A 16,802-nucleotide genomic window follows, 5' to 3' on the forward strand; every position below is an offset into this window, starting at 1 on the left:
AGCGGAACGCTAAACCGGCAACCAGGTCATCCGCTGTCCGTGCGGGGCCGTCCGGGCCAGCGCTCGCACGTCCGGCACACCGGCGTCCCAGCGGACGAGCCCGAGCACGGCCTGGTCCACCGGTTCGGCCAGTTCGGTCCTGCCGGGCACCAGGGGTTCCAGCGCCGCGGCGTAGAACTCCTCGCTGACCCACCACAGCGGCCGGTCCGCGGCCAGTTTCCGGAGCTCCTCGAGGAAGTCCGCCCGCCGCTCCCCCAGGTACGCCAGCACGTGACTGGTCAAGACCACGAGCGGAGCGTCGGCGGGCAGGGTGGCCGCCGCGGAGGCGAGATCGTCGACGGCGTCGCCCGCGATCAAGTCCGGCCGCTGCTTGCCCTGTGCCGCCGCGGCCGTGCGCAGGAGCCGGATCCGGTCCGGCTGGTCGGCCCAGACGCAGGCTTCGAGCCAGGCCAGTTCGTCCTCGTCGGCCAGGTCCACCGGGGCGCGGTCGAGGCCGGCGCGGGCGGTGATCGTCAGCTTCTTCGGCACCTTCGGCGTGACGGCGCCGGGCGCGAGGTCCAGCGCGCAGTGCAGGCCGACCGCGGTCTTCGCGGGCCCGGCGGTGAGCTGTTCGCCGCCGTCGCACTGGTAGCGATAGGCGTATTTGTCCATGCCGAGGAGCAGCCCAGCGCTGCAGCCGACCTCGAGCAGCGCGATCTTCCCGCCCGCCTCCTTCGCGGCCGTCGTCATCGCGGGGTAGAGCAGCGCGGCACGGCGGACCTCGTTGGTCTGCGTGTACCGCGAGGAGATGATCGCCCGGGCCTTGTCCGCCCGTTCCAGCAGGAACGAGCGGAACAACGGCCACGTCTCCGAGTCCACGCCGTCGAAACCGCCGACGGACGGGTAGTACCGCGAGAGCGGGTGGATGGGGTCGGCCTGGATGAGCCGGTGCGCCGTCGCCATGAGCAGCGTTCCGCGCGCTTCACCGCCACGTGCGCCGGTCAGGAGACCGGCGACGTCGTCGTCCTCGGCCGCCTTCGCCGCCAAGTGCTCGTACAGCGGCGAAACACCGGCCGCCTCGACCGTCGCGAACTTCCGCAGACGGCTCTTGATCTCATCCAGCCCGATGGGCATCGACGCGCTCCCTCTTCCCGTTCGTGGCACCTATTATTCGTGCGGGACGGGGCGGCCGGGCTGTTCACCACCCCTGCTGTCACCGTAAGACCGCTTCGGCACCATCACCTTGCGACGGAAGACACACACGATCGTGCCGTCCTGCTTGTAGCCGCGGGTCTCGACGTAGACGACGCCCCGGTCGTCCTTCGACTTCGACGGCGTCTTGTCCAGCACCTCGGTCTCGCCGTAGATGGTGTCACCGTGAAAGGTCGGCTTCACGTGCTTCAGGGACTCGACCTCGAGGTTCGCGATCGCCTTGCCGGACACGTCCGGCACCGACATCCCCAGCAGCAGTGAGTAGATGTAGTTGCCGACCACGACGTTCTTGCCGAAGTCGGTGGTCTCCCCGGCGTAGTGCGCGTCGAGGTGCAGCGGATGGTGGTTCATGGTGATGAGGCAGAACAGGTGGTCGTCGTACTCGGTGACCGTTTTGCCCGGCCAGTGCTTGTAGACCGCACCGACCTCGAACTCTTCGTAATAGCGACCGAACTGCACCCATTCCTCCTGCACGAGTAACGCGGCGTGAGCCTGGAACGACAGGCCTTCATGTTGAGGAGTACCCTCGACCATTGGTGTCAGGTCGTCAACGCGACCCACACCACTGCGTAACCGTCCGCCGAGCCGAAGGAGGTGAGGAACCCGATGTCCAGTGGCGATAGTCCGCTTCCTAGTAGTCGCAGCGTTTCCGCCTTCACATCTCGCCGGATCCCCACCTGGCAGGGCTGACGAAACCGGGAACGCTGGCCTAGCCGAGCGGCCCCCCGACCGCTTGGCCCGTCGTCTTCGCGCATCAACGCACGACGTCTGCCCAGGAGATCCCATGCCTGCCATTCCCTCGCTCGGCGGCCTTCGCGGCCGGAGCAACGGCCGCGCCAAGAGCGTCCCCCAGCGCCCGCTGCCCGTCCCCCTGTCGGCGTACGTCGTCGATTGCGCGGTGTACGTGGAGGGCAAGCGCCTGCCCGGCCGCTGGACGCACGCCGAGGCCATCAAAGAGGTGCGCAAACGGCACGCCGGGTTCGTCTGGATCGGCCTGCACGAGCCCGACGCGGTCCAGATCCAGGGCATCGCGGACACGTTCGGCCTGCACGAGCTGGCCGTCGAGGACGCGCTCGAAGCACACCAGCGGCCGAAGCTGGAGCGCTACGACGACACGCTGTTCATGGTGCTGAAGACCGTCCGGTACGTCGAGCACGAGTCGCCCGCCACGGCGAACGAGATCGTCGAGACGGGCGAGCTGATGGCCTTCCTGGGCCGCGACTTCGTGATCACCGTGCGGCACGGGAACCACTCGGGGCTCGCCAGGCTGCGCCGCGAACTCGACCAGGACCCGGAGCGGCTCGACCTGGGGCCGTCCGCGGTGCTGCACGCGATCGCGGACCACGTCGTCGACCACTACCTCGACGTCACCACCGCGATCGAGGCCGACATCGACGAGATGGAGACGCACGTCTTCGCGCCGCGGTCCAAGGTGAGCGCCGAGCAGATCTACTTCATGAAGCGCGAGGTGCTGGAGCTGCGCCGCGCGGTCATGCCGCTGGGCACCCCGCTGCAGCGCCTCGCCGAGGGGTACACGCGGCTGATCCCGGACGAGGTCCGCTCGTACTTCCGTGACGTCTCCGACCACCTGACGACCGTGGCGGAGCGGGTCGCGAACTTCGACGAACTGCTGACCACCCTGGTCGACGCGACCCTGGCGAAGATCACGCTCCAGCAGAACACCGACATGCGCAAGATCACCGCGTGGGCGGCGATCATCGCGGTCCCCACGGCGCTGGCCGGCATCTACGGGATGAACTTCGACTACATGCCCGAGCTGCACTGGCGGTTCGGCTACCCCGTGGCGATGACGGTCATCTTCGGCGTCTGCATCCTGCTCTACCGAATATTCAGGAAGAACCGCTGGCTCTGACCTCTTCCCGCTTTCGGTAGTACCTGGAGTTCCCCATGCCAAGGATCCTGACCAACCTCAAGTTCTGGGCGCTGGCGTTCTGCGTCGTCTGGCTCGGCATCGTCGTCGCGATCATCGCCAAGGACCCCGCGTTCGCGCACGGCCCGAAGTAGCGTCACCGGGCTTACCCTGGAGCGCGTGAAAGCGCTGGTGGTCGCGGACGAGGTCGAAGAGCGGCTGTGGACGTCCGCCGTCCGCAACCACCCGGCCGACCTCGTGATCGGCGCCGGCGACCTGCCGTACGACTACCTCGAGTTCCTGGCGGGCGCGCTCGACGTGCCGTGCGTGTTCGTCCCCGGAAACCACGACCCCGATCTGTCCGGCTACACCCGTTACGGCGGACTGTCCATGAAGGACGGTTTTCCCACCGTGTGGCCCGGGCCGGCGGGCGGGGTGAACGCGGACGGCCGGATCGTCGACGTCGGCGGGCTCCGGTTCGCCGGGCTCGGCGGTTCGGTGCGCTACAACGACGGCCCGAACCAGTGGACGCAACGCCAGCAGGCGCGGCGTGCCCGGCGGCTCGTGCGCCGGGCCCGGCTCCGCCGCTGGCGGGACGGACGAGGCGTCGACGTCCTGCTCACGCACGCGCCGCCGCGGCACTGTGGCGACCGCGAGGATCCGCCGCACCGCGGATTCGACTGTCTCCATCGCACGATCGAGTTGTTGCGCCCGAAGTGGTTGCTGCACGGGCATATCCACCCGCACGGTGAACCCGTGCCGGACCGGGTGGTCGGCGGGACCACGATCCGCAACGTGGTCGGGCACCGGATCATGGAGTTCTCATGAAGGACACGGGCTTTCCCCGCGCGGACGCGGAGCACGACTTCCTCCGCGCGCGACGGCGTCAGGTGCTGTCCCGGCTGGCGAACTGGCTGCGCCGCGAACCCGACGACGTCAACATCATGCTGCCGTTCCACGAGGTGGTCGACGCGCTCGGCTATCTCGGCGAACGGAAGATCGGGGCGCGGGTGATCCGGCTCGACTCGATCGTCGGCAGCGTCGACCGCGGCCGCGACTTCGACCGGCGCTTCCGCCCGACGTCCGGGCGGGTTCGCGAACGCTGGGAGCGGCTGGCGCTCGCCACCCGGCGCGGCGAGTCGATTCCGCCGATCGAGGTGTACCGCGTCGGCGAACTGCATTTCATCATCGACGGCCACCACCGCGTTTCGGTGGCGCACGCGATGCGACTGTCCACAATAGAGGCGATGGTCACCGAGGTGCGGACCGAACTGGACCCGAGCGGGATCCGGTACCGCGGCGACCTGATCGTGAAGGACTACCGGCGGTTGTTCCTGGAACGCGTCCCGCTTTCGGGGCACGCGCGGGCTTCGGTGGTGTTCACGGATCCGTGGGACTACGCGCGGCTCGGTGAACACGTGGAGGCGTGGGGTTTCCGGCTGATGCAGGACGAAGGCGCGTACTCGGACCGCGCGACGCTGGCGCAGCGGTGGTTCGACGAGGAGTTCGTGCCGGTGGTGGCGATGCTGCGGCAGGCGGACCTGATCGGCTCGCGCACGGATGCCGAGGCGTATCTGTGGGTGGCTTGCGAACGGTACCGGTTGATCCGGACGCACCGGTGGGACGACGAGGTCTTCGAGGCCGTGCGATCGCAGTCGCGGCCCACCTAGGTACATGAAGGCCCCCTTCCTGTACCTAGGCGCAAGGAAGGGGGCCTTCATGTACTTGACTACATGTGCACGGCGACCGGCGCAGCATCCGAAGAAGTATCTTCGGGAGCCTTCGCCGGAGCACCCGACCGGAGCAGCAGCCCGCAGATCACCGCACCGATCACGAAGATCCACCCGCCCCACACGAAAGCGGTCGTGTAACTGTGCACAGCCGCTTCGGCCGCAAGCTGCGGCGAAGGCGCCTTCCCCACCAGGAACGACGTCGCCGCGTTACCGGCCAGCGTGCTCAGCAGCGCGGTCCCGATCGAGCCGCCGACCTGCTGCGCGGTGTTGACCGCCGCCGACGCGACACCGGCGTCGTGCGTGTCGACGCCGAAGGTCGCGACGCTCATCGCGGGCGCCATGGCGAGGCCGATGCCGACGCCCATGATCATCAGTGGGAACAGCACCCCGCCGGCGTACGTGCTGGTGGTGTCGATGGCCGAGAGCCAGAACAGGCCGGCGCCGGCGATCAGCATTCCCAGTGACACCAACGGTTTCGCGCCGAACCTCGGCAGCAGCACGGCCGTGGCCGAGGTCGCGCTGGCCATCAGGGTGGCCACCATCGGCAGGAACGCGACACCGCTCTGCACGGGCGTGAACTGGAGGTTCAGCTGGATGTAGAAGGTGAGGAACAGGAAGATCGAGAACATCCCGATGGCGAGCAGGAACATCGCGAGGTAGGAGCCGCCGCGGTCGCGGTCGAGCAGCACGCGCAGCGGCAGGAGCGGGTGTTCGGCACGCTGCTGGATCACGACGAACGCGGCCAGCAGGACGACACCGGCGGCGAGGAAACCCCAGACCGACACCGAGGACCACGAGTCGCGCTCGGCGTTCGCGAAACCGTAGACGAGCGCGAAGAGACCGGCCGACGCTGTGATCGTGCCCGGGATGTCGAGCTTCGGGCGCGGGCCATCGGTCTCGGAGTTCTTCAGCAGCACGGCCGAACCGGCGAACGCGATCACCGCGAAGATGATGTTGACGTACATCGACCAGCGCCAGTCGAGGTACTCGGTCAGCACGCCGCCGAGCAGCAGGCCGATCGCCGCGCCGCCACCGCCGATCGCGCCGAAGACGCCGAACGCCTTGCCGCGTTCCTTCGGGTCGGTGAACGTCGTGGTCAGCAGCGAAAGGGCGGCCGGCGCGAGAAGCGCGCCGAAGACGCCCTGTGCGGCACGGGCGACGAGCAGCATTTCGATGCTGGTGGCGGCGCCACCGATCGCGGACACGATGGCGAAGCCCGCGAGCCCGACGAGGAACGCGCGTTTGCGGCCGAAGAGGTCCGCGAGCCGCCCGCCCAGCAGGAGCAGGCTGCCGAACGCGAGCGCGTAGGCGGTGACGACCCACTGGCGGGCGTCGTTCGAGAAGCCGAGGTCCTGCTGCGCCGACGGGAGCGCGATGTTCACGACGGTGGCGTCCAGCACCACCATCAGCTGAGCGAGGCCGATCATCACCAGGATCAGCCATCTCCTGGCGTGGTGCGGGTTGGTGTGCTGCGCGGCCGCGTCCCCCGGCGGCGTGGCGACAGCGGTGGATGAATCAGGCATACGGGCGGTTTCCTCACCGATAGTGACGAAGAAGCTATGTGGAGTAGGTATCTCCCCTTTCCGCGCCCAAGGTACACAAGAAGTGGAGAAGTGTCCTCTACTTCGTTTGTTAAGCTGGACGAATGGCTCGGGAACTCGCTCCCGCCGCACCGGCGCGGCCGCTGCGGCGCGACGCCGAACTCAATCGGCAGCGCATCATCGCGGCGGCGCACACTGTCTTCGGCGAGCGCGGGCTCGAAGCGACTCTCGACGATGTCGCGCATCACGCGGGCGTCGGCGTCGGCACCGTCTATCGCCGCTTCCCGAGCAAGGAACACCTGGTCGAGGCCATGTTCGTCGACCAGTTCGAGACGATCCGCGAGTTCGCCGAAGAAGCGCTTCGCGCCGAAGATCCCTGGGAAGGGTTCGCGGGCTTCACGTGGCGCGCGGCCGAGCTGCACGCCGGTGACCGCGGGTTACGTGAAGTCATGCTGTCGAACGCCTTCGGCCAGGAGCGCGTCGCCGAGGCGAAATCCCGCATGGTGCCGTTGATCACAGAGCTCGTCGAACGGGCTCAGGCGGCAGGCGCCCTCCGCGCAGACTTCATGCCGACGGACATACCGCTCCTGCACCAGATGCTCGGCTCGGTCATCGAGTTCACGCACAGTATCCAGCCGGACCTGTGGCGCCGATGCCTCGCGATGCTGCTCGACGGCCTGCGCGCCGAACCCGGCCGCGCCACTCCACTGCCGCACCCGCCCCTGGACTTCGAGGCGCTGGACGAGGCGATGTGCTCCTTCCGGCTGCCCCGGCTGCGCTAGCCTCCGCATTTAGTCCTCTAAATGCGGGGCCTTCACGTGCTCAAAGGCGTAACTCGCGTGATTGAGGACGAAACTCGCGTGCTCGAAGGCGTAACTCGCGTGGTTGGGAGCGCAACACCCGTGTTCAGACGGCGAACTCGCGTGTCCAGACGGACGACACGCGCCGAACCCGACGTCAGGCGTGTCGTCCCCCAATCACATGAGTTACGCCTTCAGTCACGCGAGTTACGCCTCCAAGCACGTGAGTTCCGGCTTCGTGCACGCGCCCCGGAGCCCAAGCCCCGCACTTAGTCCTCTGGATGCGGTAGTTGCACGCGCAAGGACCGCATTCAGAGGACGAAATGCGTCAGGGGAGCTTCGGGAAAACGGCGACGGCGACCTCTCGCGCCGCCGCGCAGGTGACGTCCTCCGACGCCCCGTCGACGCCCACCACCGAAAGCATCGCCTGCTCGACCCGGTCCGGGGTGCCCGGGATCGGCCGGTGCGTGGTCACCTGGCAGAACGCGCCGGACGTGGTGACCTGGACCTGCCGCCCGCCCAGCGCCTCCGTCGCGCCCGGCGTGGTGTCCGCACCCACCGACAGCGAGAAGCTGACCTTGCCGCGGATGCAGCTGTGCCCGGAAAGCGCCGGGGCCGGCTTCGTCTCCGGGCCGGCGGCGGCGTCGAGCTCGTGCTGGTCGAGCGGCGCGCACGGGGCGACGCGGCCCCACGAACGCTGGTCCAGGTTCAGCCGCCCGGCCTTGCGCGCGCCGATCACCCCGGCCGCGCCGTCGACCGTCGCGTCGGCGATCCGGCAGCGGTCGGCCTGATCGGCGGGCGCCGTGTCGTCGGAGGTCACCGTGATGGACAGCCTGATCCCGTCGGCGAAGGTGAGCAGCCGGGTGCAGGCGGTGTCCTCGTTGAACGTCGACCGCTGGACGCTGACGCCTTCCGGCAACGGCCCGGCGTATTCGTACGGCTGATTGTTCGGATCCTGCCCGGAAGTGATCGGGCCGGTGGTCACGGTGTAGCGATTCGCGCCCTCGACGAATTCGAGACGGCAGAACTCGAAAGAGGTCAACGGCGGTTTGACCGCGTTTCCACCGCCGATCACTTTTCGCTGGTCGACGAGGCTGCAGTAATCGAGCGACGAGTATTCCCCGAGCGCCTCGGAAGCGGTCAGGGCCTCCTCACCCGCCGTGGTCGACGGCGTCACCGCCGGTTCCGGGGTGGCACAGGCCGCGACGAGGAACAAACCGCAGAACACCGCGCTGAGTCTCTTCAGGGGCACCGGAGCAGTATCGTCAAAAGATCGCGGAACGCCAGCCCCTACGGGCGAAGAACACAGGGTCCGCCACGTTTTCCCAGGTGACCGCTTTACCGTGATTTCACGCCCTTAAGGGTGCGTTTCGTTCCGCGGTGGGATGCGGCAGGGCCGTCACGAGACGAGAATGGGTTTCACACACCGTGATGACAGAGAGGGAAGACCCGTGACGAACCCCGTAGCCGCCCGCTTGACCCGACCGCGCCAGGGCCGCATGATCGGCGGCGTCTGCGCCGGGATCGCCAAACGTTTCGGCACCACACCGGGCAAGGTCCGCCTGCTCGCCGTGCTGTCCTGCCTGCTGCCCGGGCCGCAGTTCATCGTCTATCTCGTGCTGTGGCTCGCCCTGCCCGAGAGCGAGTACTGATCAGGCGTTGGGATCGAAGGGGATACCCGCCGGTTTGGCCTTCCCCAGGTTGTACTCGAAGGAGCCGTCCTTGATCGCCAGGCTCGCGCTGCCGAAATCGGCGCGGACGAGCGTGTCCCGGATACCGGGCGGGAACCCGTCCCAGCTGACGAGGTCCGGGTACTGCCAGGCGTTGTAGTGGTTCTCCGGCGGTTCGGTCGCGCTCGCGATGCGGAAGCAGTGGGTGCTCGCGCCGTCCTTGTGATAGACGATCTTCGGGTGGGTCCCCTCCCAGGAGACCTTGGAGCGGTCGTACGTCGAGTAGTTACCGTGCGCCGACGTCGAGACGTACCGGGCCTGGCCCTCGTTGACCCAGACGACGACGTGTTCGATGTCGTGCCGGTGCCCGCAGCAGTCGATGAGCGGGACGGCCTGGTCCTTTTCGAAGTACAGGTCGTAGAGGTGGGCGCACCAGCCGTTGTTGCACTTCGACCGCGCGTAGGAGTTGGTGTTGTCCAGGTCCGACCGGTCGCGGCATTGACCGTTGAGGGCTCCGGAGTTCTTGAGCCCGGTGGCCACCGCGCCGGTCGGCGAGATCGCGGGCGTCGGGTAGCAGCCGTCGGTGTCGTAGTCGAACGCGGGCTGCCACTTGCGGTCGGCCTCGGTCGCGTTCGACGGCAAGGCCTGCGGGGGTTCGGCCCAGGCGACGGCCGGGGCGAGCGTGGTGATGAGGACCGCTCCGGCCAGGCCCTGCAGGAGACGGCGTGTCAGCTTCTTCGGCAAGGCAGGCGCCCTTCTCTAGGTACCGGCAGAATTCCCGATCACCGCATGTGACGTAAACCGCCGAGCGCGTGAAGGCCCCTTCCCTCGGCTGAGCTGAGGGAAGGGGCCTTCACGCGCTACAGGAAGGGTTAGTCGGTGTAGGTCAGGTTCTTGCCGCTGGCCCCGTCGAACAACTTGATCTTGTCCGCGTCGAACCACAGCTGGACGTCCTGGTTCTCCGCCGCCGACGAGGCCGCCGAGAGGCGGGCCACGATCTGCGACTCGGAACCGGGAACGTCCGAGGAACCGCTGTCGGCGGCGAGATCCGCGAGGTCGGACGACGACGCGGCCTCACCTTCGACCGAGAAGTGCGCGAACTTCTCCGAACCCATCGACTCGAGGACGTCCACATGGGCGGTGAACGTCGCGCCCTGGCGGGCGGCGGCGTCCACCAGCGCGGCGTCCTCGAAGTGCTCCGGCCGGATGCCGACGATGACGTCGCGCGGCGCGTCGGCGGCCTCGACCAGCTGCCGCACCCGGTCGGTGAGCGGGATGTCGCCCAGCGCGCTGCGGGCCGCCCCGTTCTCCAGCGTCGCGGACACGAAGTTCATCGACGGGCTACCGATGAATCCGGCCACGAACAGGTTCGCCGGGTTGTCGTAGAGGAACTGCGGCGACCCGATCTGCTGCACGTGGCCGCCCCGCAGCACGACGACCCGGTCGCCGAGGGTCATCGCCTCGGTCTGGTCGTGCGTGACGTAGAGCGTCGTCGTGCCCAGCTGTTTCTGGATCTTCGACACCGAGGTCCGCATCTGGCCGCGGAGCTTGGCGTCCAAGTTGGACAGTGGCTCGTCCATCAGGAACGCCTTGGGGTTGCGGACGATCGCGCGGCCCATCGCGACGCGCTGCCGCTGCCCGCCGGAGAGGTTCGCCGGCTTGCGGTCCAGATGCCCGGTCAGATCGAGGATCTTCGCGGCTTCTTCGACCTTCGCCCGCACCGTCTTGTCGTCGACCTTGGCCAGCCGCAGCGGGAACGCCATGTTCTCCCGCACGCTCATGTGCGGGTACAGCGCGTAGGACTGGAACACCATCGCGATGTCACGGTCCTTCGGCGCCTTCTCGTTGACGCGCTGGCCGTCGATGCGCAGTTCGCCGGAGGAGATGTCCTCCAGGCCCGCGACCATGTTCAGCGTCGTGGACTTCCCGCAGCCGGATGGGCCGACCAGGATGATGAACTCACCGTCGGCGATCGTGATGTCCACTTCGGACACCGCGAGGGCGCCGTCGGGGTACTTCTTGGACACTTTTTCGAGAACGATTTCAGCCATGGGTCAGCCCTTCACCGCACCGGACGTCAGCCCCGCCACGATGCGACGCTGGAAGAACAACACGAACAGGATGATCGGGACGGTGATCACCACGGCGGCCGCGGAGATCGTCCCGGTGGGGTCTTCGAACTGCGAGGACCCGGTGAAGAACGACAACGCCGCCGGGACCGTGCGCGAGGCCTCGGTCGAGGTCAGCGAGATCGCGAACAGGAAGTCGTTCCAGCAGAAGATGAACACCAGGATCGCCGTGGTGAACACCCCCGGTGCCGCCAGTGGCGCGATCACCTTGCGGAACGCCTGCGCCGGGGTCGCGCCGTCCATCTTCGCCGCCTTTTCCAGCTCCCACGGGATTTCCCGGAAGAACGCGGACAGCGTGTAGATCGACAGCGGCAGCGCGAACGTGATGTAGGGCAGGATCAGCCCCGGCCAGGTGTCGAACAACCCCAGCTCACGTTCGATGTTGAACAGCGGCGTCACCAGCGACACCTGGGGGAACATCGCGATCAGCAGCGACATCCCGACCAGCACCCGCTTGCCGGGGAAGTCCAGCCGCGCGATCGCGTACGCCGCCATCGTGCCGAGGACGACCGCGATCACCGTCGCGATGATCGCGATCCCGATCGAGTTCACCAGCGCCCTGATGAACTCCGTGGTCTCGAAGATGTCCGCGTAGTTCTGCCACGTCCATTCCGACGGGATGAAGTTCCCGTCGGCCAGGGTCTCCTTGGTCTTGAACGAAAGCGAGACCACCCACAGCACCGGGAACAGCGCGAACACCAGGACCAGGATGTCGACGAGGCCCCATTTGAACTTGCGGCCGGGAGTGACCGCTCCACCGATCGCCATCAGCGCTTACCCCCATTGTCACTGCCGGGTGCGGCCGTGCCGAACACCTTGATGAAGATGAACGCGATGATCGCCACCGTGATGAAGATCAGCACCGCCATCGTCGACCCGATCCCGAGGTTCAACCCCTTGACCAGGTTGTTGTAGGTCTGCATCGACACCGACGACGTGTCCTGCGCGCCGTTGGTGAGCACGAAGATGTTGTCGAAGATGCGGAACGCGTCCAGGGTGCGGAAAAGCAGCGCCACCAGGATCGCCGGCTTCATCACCGGCAGCATCACCTTCGTGAACCGCTGCCACGCCGTCGCGCCGTCCATCGCCGCGGCCTTCAGCAGGTCGTCCGGCACCAGCGCCAGGCCCGCCATCAGCAGCAGCGCCATGAACGGCGTCGTCTTCCACACCTCGGCCAGCACGATGATCGCCAGCGACGGCCAGTACTCGGTCAGCGGCGCGCTGTCCGGGAAGAACAGGTTGGCCAGGTAGCCCGTGTCCGGCGTCCACGCGTAATACCAGGAGAACGCCGCGACCACCGTCACGATGCCGTACGGGATCAGGGCGACCGTCCGCACGAGGCCCCGCCCGACGAGCGTCCGGTGCATGATCAGCGCCAGCCCCATCCCGAGGACGAACTCGATCACCACCGAAACGATGGTCAAGCCCATCGTCGTCCCGAACGCCGTCCACCAATAACCGTTGGACAGCACCGCGATGTAGTTGTCGAGGCCGACGAACTCCTGCTGCGCCGGGAACCTGAGGTCGTAGCGCTGCAGGGAGAGCCAGATCGAGTAGATGATCGGGTACCCGGTGACCGCGATCATCACGATCGCCGCCGGGGCGCACAGCCACAGCCCGAGTCTGCGCTCGGCCTTCTTTCCTTCACTGAGGACGGGTTTCGCCTTCTTGCCCGGTTTGGCCGCGGTCGCGGAACCGGTGGTTTCCTGCACGGTCACGGGATCACCCCCTTCGACTGGAGCGCGTCGGCGAGTTCTTCCTTCAGCTTCTCCGCCGTCTTCCGCGGATCGATCTCGGACGGCGGGGAAAGCACCTTCGACAACACCGTCGAGGCGTTCTGGTAGGCCGGGGTCAGCGGACGCACCGCGGCGTCCTTGAGGGCCTCCAGGATCGTTTCCCGCATCGGGTACTTCGTTTCCATACTCGGGTTGTCGTCACTCTGCGGCGCCGTCGCGTCGAGGGGCAGCGTGTCCGTGTAGAGCGATTCGATGGTCGGCGGGACACCGTCCTTGAGCGCGGAGAACTTCTGGTTCTTCGCGCTGCGCAGGCACAGCGCGACCTCGTAGGCCTCCGCCTTGTGCTTCGAGGTCGAGCTGACCGCCAGGTTGTAACCACCGATCGTGGTCTTGGCGGGCTTGCCCGCTTCGAACTCCGGATAGGTGGTCCACTTGAAGTGCTGCAGCTCGTCCTTCTTCTCCTTGGCGTAGGAGGCGTAGACGAACGGCCAGTTCAGCTCGAAGGCGGCGTTGCCGCGCTGGAACGCCTGGCGGACGTCGTCCTCCTTCATGTTGGTCAGCGACGGGTCGGTGATCCCGGCCGTGGTGACCTTCTTGAGCATCTCCAGCGCCTTGACCGCGCCCTCGTCCATCACGACCGACTTGCCGTCGTCGGAGAGGATCCTGCCGCCCGCGGACTCGACGAGCGTGTTGTAGATGACGACCAGGCCTTCGTACTGCGCGCCGGTGAACACGACGTTCGCCGGCTTGCCCTGCGCCTTGAGCGCCTGGGCCTGCTGGATCATCTCGTCCCAGGTCTTCGGCGGCGTCGGGGTCAGCCGGTCGTCGTACCAGAGCAGCTGGACGTTGGTGTTCTTGGTCGCCGCGTAGAGCTTTCCGTTCCACGTGGCGGTTTCGAGCGGTCCCGGCAGGACACCCTCGGTCGCCTCGGCCTTGGCCGCCCCTGTCCACTCCTCGGCCCAGCCCGCTTCGGCGAACTCGGCGACCCACGTGACGTCCAGCCCCAGCACGTCGAGTGAATCGTCCCCGGCGGCCAGCCGCCGGACCATCTGCTCCCGCTGACCGTCGGCTCCTCGCGGCAGCTTGTTGTAGACGACCTCGTAGCGCCCACCCGATGCCTTGGTGCAATCGTCCACAACGGACTGGAAATTGTCTTCGGGCGCGTAGTAGACGTTGATCTTCAGCCCGGCATCCGAACCGCAACCCGCCAGCAAACCGGCCGTCAGCGCCACCGCGCCGAGTAGCGAGCCGGTGCGGCCTGGTGAGCGGCCCCTCCGGCTCGCGCTCATCCTCTTCCCCATGAGGCCTCCTCACCCGCGCACGCTCGGGGAGCGGCGGCACTAGGACGCGTTGAAGAAGCCCGCGCGCCAGCACCCCGACGTGCTAGTGCTCGGGCGGACACGCTGGAGTACGCGACCGCCCGACTGGTGTTGTGCAACCTATTCCGGGCGATCACCGCCCGCAAGCAGTATCGGTAACGATTCAGCGGACCGCACGACGAACAGGTGAACGAGTACCGCCGAATGTCATCCGGTGGGGCGGCCGCCCAACGCCAGCTGGGCGAGGAGCTCTCGTCCCTGTTCGGCCGAACGCGGCTGGCAGAGCACGTCGTAACGGCCGGCGACCAGCTGGCTCGCGGAGGAGAAGTCGCGGCGGGACATGCTGTAGCTGATCGCCGCGAAGACCGTCCACGCCAGGATGCCGAGCACGAGCCCGCCGAGCATGGGCTGCCAGGCGAAACCCTGGTTGTTGAACATCCCCAGCAGCAACCCGATGATCAGGCCGAACCACGCGCCGGACACCGCGCCGGTGCCCAGCACCCTGCCCCAGCTCAGCCGCCCGACGACGCGCTCGACGAGCATCAGGTCGACACCGACGATGGTCACGTCGGAGACTCCGAACTCCTTCTCCGCGAGGAAACCGACGGCTTGCTGGGCTTCGCCGTACGTCGCGTAGGAACCGATCGGCCAGCCGGAAGGCGGTGTCGGCAGCCTGGGCAGCCCACCCGCGGCCCGGCCGCTTCCGCCAAAGGGAGCACTCACGTAATCACCTCTCGCCCGTCCTGGTCCATCTTCTCAAGGACGGGCGAAAGGCGCGAATGTGAGCTGAAGGACGCCTTCCCCGCATAGGACGCGGCGAAAGGGTCCTTCAGCTCCCTCAGGAGCGGGACTTGTACTCGCGGAGCAGGCCGCGGCTGATGATGGTCTTCTGGATTTCGCTGGTGCCTTCGCCGATGAGCAGGAACGGCGCCTCGCGCATGAGGCGCTCGATCTCGTACTCCTTCGAATAGCCGTAGCCGCCGTGGATGCGGAACGAGTCCTGGGTGACCTCGGCGCAGTACTCGCTGGCGATCAGCTTCGCCATGCCGGCTTCGACGTCGTTGCGTTCGCCGGAGTCCTTGAGGCGGGCGGCGTTGACCATCATCAGATGCGCGGCCTCGACCTTGGTGGCCATCTCGGCGAGTTTGAACGCGACCGCCTGGTGCTCGGCGATGGCCTTGCCGAAGGTCTTGCGCTGCTGGGCGTACTCGACGGCGAGCTCGAAGGCGCGGATCGCGATGCCGCAGGCTCGGGCGGCGACGTTGACGCGGCCGACCTCGACACCGTCCATCATGTACGCGAAACCCTTGCCCGGAGCTTCGCCGAGGACCTTGTCGGCGCCGATCTTGTAGCCGTCGAACACGGCTTCGGTGGTGTCGACGCCCTTGTAGCCCATTTTGTCGATCTTGCCGGGGATGGTGAGGCCGGGCGCGACCTCGCCGAAGCCCTCGGGCTTCTCGACCAGGAACGTGGTCAGGTTCTGATGGGCCTTCTCGGCGCCTTCGTCGGTCTTGACGAGCAGCGCGATCAGATTGGAGCTGCCGCCGTTGGTCAGCCACATCTTCGAACCGTCGATGACGTAACCGTCGTCGGTCTTGCGGGCGCGGGTCTTGATCGCGGCGACGTCGGAGCCGAGGTCCGGCTCGGACATCGAGAACGAGCCGCGGACCTCGCCGGTCGCCATCCGCGGCAGGAAGTGCTGCTTCTGCTCCGGCGTGCCGTGTTGCTTGATCATGTGCGCGACGATGAAGTGCGTGTTGATGACACCGGAGACGCTCATCCAGCCGCGCGCGATCTCCTCGACCACGAGCGCGTAGGTCAGCAGCGATTCGCCGAGGCCGCCGTACTCCTCCGGGATGGTGAGCCCGAACAGGCCCATCTCCTTCATCCCCTCGACGATGTCGGCGGGATAGGTGTCGGAATGCTCTAGTTCCTGCGCGCGCGGGATGACCTCCTTGTCCACGAACTGGCGGACCGTGGCCAGGATTTCGGACTGCACGTCGGTCAAGCCGGCGGTCTGGGCGAGGCGAGCCATCGCTGCTCCCTAAATTCGCGCGCGCCGGGCTCCCGGCGCTGGGTTACCGGTGAGTATGACGCCTGGCGTGGGACCTCGCTATGAGCGCAGTCACGCGTACGCCATCCGTGACCATGGCACTACGGTGACAGGTGGCCCAGCCGCCCTTTGGCGGTTCCCGCCGCAGCAGCAGTACGCCGTCCCGAACCAGCCTCCGGCGCGGAGCAAGGAATCCGGCTTGGCGATGGCCCTGATCTTTCACTCTTCGGGCTGGTGTCCGTGATCCCGGGGATCGTCCTGGGCCACGTCGCCTGTACGCCATCGCGATCCCGGTCGCGATGGACATCGCCGCGGAACACGGCGCTTTCCAGTAACGCTACGGTCCTCGCCTACGAGGGGACCACCATGACGAATCCGCACGACCCGTACGGCCGACAGCCGTCCGGGCAGTTCGAGCAGCCCTACGGACTCCAGCCGTATCAGCCGCCGCCACAGCAGTACTACGTCCAGCAGACCTATGTGCGACCGCCGGATCAGGGCATGGCCGTGGCGTCGCTGGTGTGCTCGCTGATCGGGCTCGTCATGTGCTTCCCGGCGATCCTGGGGATCATCTTCGGGCACATCGCGCTCTCGAAGGCCAAACGCGGTGAAGCCGGCGGCCAGGGCATGGCGCAGGCCGGAATGATCATCGGGTACGTCGTGACCGCGCTTTGGCTGATCCCGGTCATCCTGTGGTTCGTTTTCGTGGTGCTCGCGATCGGAGCCGCGGGAGTCTCGTGACCCGTTCGGACGATACGGT

At 67.2% G+C, this 16,802-nt stretch carries 17 protein-coding genes; 6 read left to right on the forward strand and 11 right to left on the reverse strand.

All coding sequences use genetic code 11. From position 1 onward, the window contains the following. Positions 1-9 precede the first annotated feature (9 nt). Together ACZ3HL_RS25225 and ACZ3HL_RS25230 are read right to left on the reverse strand one after the other, a co-directional pair. Positions 10-1,113: a DUF2332 domain-containing protein gene (locus ACZ3HL_RS25225; protein WP_465534137.1), complete on the reverse strand. Its 1,104-nt coding sequence runs from the start codon at positions 1,111-1,113 to the stop codon at positions 10-12. Between the two features lie 33 nt (positions 1,114-1,146). Beyond that, positions 1,147-1,725, reverse strand: coding sequence for a MaoC family dehydratase (locus ACZ3HL_RS25230; RefSeq protein WP_465416948.1), 579 nt, complete (start codon positions 1,723-1,725; stop codon positions 1,147-1,149). A gap of 250 nt (positions 1,726-1,975) precedes the next feature. Between ACZ3HL_RS25230 and corA the strand changes: the two genes are divergently transcribed. The 3 genes from corA (at position 1,976) to ACZ3HL_RS25245 (ending at position 4,731) form a co-directional block, all read left to right on the forward strand. Further along, positions 1,976-3,064 carry a magnesium/cobalt transporter CorA gene (gene corA / locus ACZ3HL_RS25235; protein WP_465416950.1) on the forward strand — a complete coding sequence of 363 codons (1,089 nt, stop codon included), beginning with the start codon at positions 1,976-1,978 and terminating at the stop codon, positions 3,062-3,064. 177 nt (positions 3,065-3,241) lie between these two features. Next, a complete protein-coding gene (locus ACZ3HL_RS25240) occupies positions 3,242-3,889 on the forward strand; it encodes a metallophosphoesterase family protein (RefSeq protein WP_465416952.1) in 648 nt (215 codons plus the stop codon). Then, positions 3,886-4,731, forward strand: coding sequence for a chromosome partitioning protein ParB (locus tag ACZ3HL_RS25245; RefSeq protein ID WP_465534139.1), 846 nt, complete (start codon positions 3,886-3,888; stop codon positions 4,729-4,731). Before ACZ3HL_RS25240 ends, ACZ3HL_RS25245 begins: the two co-directional genes overlap by 4 nt. Before the next feature lie 59 nt (positions 4,732-4,790). Here the strand turns inward: ACZ3HL_RS25245 and ACZ3HL_RS25250 are convergent, their stop codons facing one another. After that, positions 4,791-6,317, reverse strand: a complete 1,527-nt coding sequence (locus ACZ3HL_RS25250; RefSeq protein ID WP_465534141.1) for an MFS transporter — start codon at positions 6,315-6,317, stop codon at positions 4,791-4,793. 122 nt (positions 6,318-6,439) lie between these two features. Between ACZ3HL_RS25250 and ACZ3HL_RS25255 the strand changes: the two genes are divergently transcribed. Next, positions 6,440-7,117 carry a TetR/AcrR family transcriptional regulator gene (locus ACZ3HL_RS25255; RefSeq protein ID WP_465534143.1) on the forward strand — a complete coding sequence of 226 codons (678 nt, stop codon included), beginning with the start codon at positions 6,440-6,442 and terminating at the stop codon, positions 7,115-7,117. A 346-nt stretch (positions 7,118-7,463) separates the two neighbouring features. Here ACZ3HL_RS25255 and ACZ3HL_RS25260 read toward each other — a convergent pair whose 3' ends face one another. Continuing rightward, on the reverse strand, positions 7,464-8,387 hold the full coding sequence (locus tag ACZ3HL_RS25260) for a hypothetical protein (RefSeq protein ID WP_465534145.1): 924 nt from the start codon (positions 8,385-8,387) through the stop codon (positions 7,464-7,466). A gap of 160 nt (positions 8,388-8,547) precedes the next feature. Here ACZ3HL_RS25260 and ACZ3HL_RS25265 point away from each other — a divergent pair, with 160 nt between their 5' ends. Continuing rightward, the gene (locus ACZ3HL_RS25265; RefSeq protein ID WP_465416962.1) at positions 8,548-8,787 is read left to right on the forward strand and encodes a PspC domain-containing protein; all 240 of its coding nucleotides are present in this window, start codon (positions 8,548-8,550) and stop codon (positions 8,785-8,787) included. Here the strand turns inward: ACZ3HL_RS25265 and ACZ3HL_RS25270 are convergent, their stop codons facing one another. From ACZ3HL_RS25270 to ACZ3HL_RS25300, 7 genes are all read right to left on the reverse strand, one after another. Next, the gene (locus ACZ3HL_RS25270) at positions 8,788-9,549 is read right to left on the reverse strand and encodes an NPP1 family protein (protein WP_465534147.1); all 762 of its coding nucleotides are present in this window, start codon (positions 9,547-9,549) and stop codon (positions 8,788-8,790) included. A gap of 128 nt (positions 9,550-9,677) precedes the next feature. Continuing rightward, positions 9,678-10,856 carry an ABC transporter ATP-binding protein gene (locus tag ACZ3HL_RS25275; RefSeq protein WP_465534149.1) on the reverse strand — a complete coding sequence of 393 codons (1,179 nt, stop codon included), beginning with the start codon at positions 10,854-10,856 and terminating at the stop codon, positions 9,678-9,680. A 3-nt stretch (positions 10,857-10,859) separates the two neighbouring features. Continuing rightward, a complete protein-coding gene (locus tag ACZ3HL_RS25280; RefSeq protein ID WP_465416969.1) occupies positions 10,860-11,702 on the reverse strand; it encodes a carbohydrate ABC transporter permease in 843 nt (280 codons plus the stop codon). After that, entirely contained in the window at positions 11,702-12,652 is a 951-nt protein-coding gene (locus ACZ3HL_RS25285; RefSeq protein WP_465416971.1) for a carbohydrate ABC transporter permease, read from the reverse strand. Before ACZ3HL_RS25285 ends, ACZ3HL_RS25280 begins: the two co-directional genes overlap by 1 nt. Then, a complete protein-coding gene (locus ACZ3HL_RS25290; RefSeq protein ID WP_465534151.1) occupies positions 12,649-13,971 on the reverse strand; it encodes an ABC transporter substrate-binding protein in 1,323 nt (440 codons plus the stop codon). The genes ACZ3HL_RS25285 and ACZ3HL_RS25290 overlap by 4 nt, the downstream gene beginning before the upstream one ends. Before the next feature lie 225 nt (positions 13,972-14,196). Next, positions 14,197-14,712, reverse strand: coding sequence for a YflT domain-containing protein (locus ACZ3HL_RS25295; RefSeq protein WP_465416975.1), 516 nt, complete (start codon positions 14,710-14,712; stop codon positions 14,197-14,199). 115 nt (positions 14,713-14,827) lie between these two features. Then, entirely contained in the window at positions 14,828-16,024 is a 1,197-nt protein-coding gene (locus tag ACZ3HL_RS25300; RefSeq protein ID WP_465416977.1) for an acyl-CoA dehydrogenase family protein, read from the reverse strand. Positions 16,025-16,408: 384 nt separating this feature from the next. Between ACZ3HL_RS25300 and ACZ3HL_RS25305 the strand changes: the two genes are divergently transcribed. Continuing rightward, a complete protein-coding gene (locus ACZ3HL_RS25305; protein WP_465416979.1) occupies positions 16,409-16,783 on the forward strand; it encodes a DUF4190 domain-containing protein in 375 nt (124 codons plus the stop codon). Positions 16,784-16,802: the final 19 nt, after the last annotated feature.

The organism is Amycolatopsis sp. NPDC000009 (genome assembly GCF_055563465.1).